The organism is Xanthomonas sp. SHU 199 (assembly GCF_000364665.1).
Classification (GTDB): Bacteria; Pseudomonadota; Gammaproteobacteria; order Xanthomonadales; family Xanthomonadaceae; genus Xanthomonas_A; species Xanthomonas_A sontii.
The window spans coordinates 1-1,169 of sequence record NZ_AQOI01000493.1 but is presented as its reverse complement, the minus strand read 5'-3'; the positions used below and the strand labels follow the sequence as shown (position 1 = coordinate 1,169).

At 69.0% G+C, this 1,169-nt stretch carries 2 protein-coding genes; both read right to left on the bottom strand.

Going from position 1 to position 1,169, the window contains the following annotated elements:
- On the bottom strand, window positions 1-606 hold a 606-nt coding region (locus tag D183_RS0115345; RefSeq protein ID WP_017909783.1), incomplete at its 3' end, for an MFS transporter.
- Window positions 603-1,043 carry a SufE family protein gene (locus D183_RS0115340; RefSeq protein ID WP_026144519.1) on the bottom strand — a complete coding sequence of 147 codons (441 nt, stop codon included), beginning with the start codon at window positions 1,041-1,043 and terminating at the stop codon, window positions 603-605. The genes D183_RS0115340 and D183_RS0115345, both read right to left, overlap by 4 nt.
- Between the last annotated feature and the right edge of the window lie 126 nt (window positions 1,044-1,169).

The following is a 1,169-nucleotide window of genomic DNA, read 5'->3' as shown; positions in this document are numbered from 1 at the left end:
GGACACGCGCAGCAGCCACAGCGCCAACAGCGCCGCGCTCGAGGCGCCGATGGCGGTGCCGTAGGCCAGGCTCTTGCCGCCCCAGCCGACCAGCAGACCGCCCAGCGCCGGGCCGATCACCATGCCGGCCTGGAACGCGACGCTGCCGACGCTGGCGCCGCGCGCATAGGCCTCGCGCGGCAGGACGCGGGCGAACAGCGCGTTGTACACCGGCGACAGGAAGGCGCGCGCGGCGCCGGTCAGGGCGATCGCCGCGTAGATCGGCCACACGCCCTGCGCTGCCAGCCAGCCGCGGCTCACCGCCAGCAGGATCGCGGCGGTGGCGACCAGGCCGACGCTGGCGAGCATGCCCAGGTAGCGGCGCGGCAGATGATCGACCAGGTAGCCGGCGAACGGGGCGATGCAGAAGAACGGCAGGATCTCGGCCAGTCCGATCAGCCCCAGCGAGAATGGATCGCGGGTGATCTCGTAGATATGCCAGCCGACCGTGACCGCGACGACCTGATAGGACAGCATCGCCAGGATGCGGTAGGCCAGCACCAGGGTGAAGCCGGGATGCGCCAGCAGCGTGCGCAGGGTCTGCGGGGTGGGCAGCGGCGCGCTCATGCCTGCTGGGCGCGTGCGGTGTCCTGGATGAAGGCCAGCAGCGCGGTCAGGCCGTTGCTGCGGGTCGGCGACAGGTGTTTGCCCAGGCCGATGGCGGCGACGAAGTCCGGCGCGGTGGCGAGGATATCCGCGGCGCTGCGTCCGGAATAGACCCGCAGCGCCAGATAGATCAGCCCGGAGACGATCGCCGAGTCGCTGATCGCATGGAACACCAGGCGCTCGGCATTGCCCTCGGGCACGATCCACACCATCGACTGGCAGCCGTGCAGACGGTGCTCCTCGGTCTTCCAGTGCTCGGGGAAGGCAGGTAGCTTGCGGCCCAGGTCGATTAGGTACTGATAGCGCTCGGACCAGTCGCCGAAGAAGCCGAACTCCTCGGCGATGGCGGCCTGGGCATCGGCGGGCGTGGGTTCGAGCGGAAAGTCGGTATCGGTCATCAGCAATCCAGAATCAAGCGATGTAAAGCCCCTCTCCCTCCGGGAGAGGGGTTGGGGTGAGGGTGCGGGCGAAGCCTCGCGAACTGTCGATGCCATTCGCTCGGCCTCATCTCTCTAGGCTTCGCT

Bases quoted from the DNA above. Each gene is read 5' to 3' on its own strand.
- D183_RS0115340 (WP_026144519.1), bottom strand. From the start codon at position 1,043: ATGACCGATACCGACTTTCCGCTCGAACCCACGCCCGCCGATGCCCAG.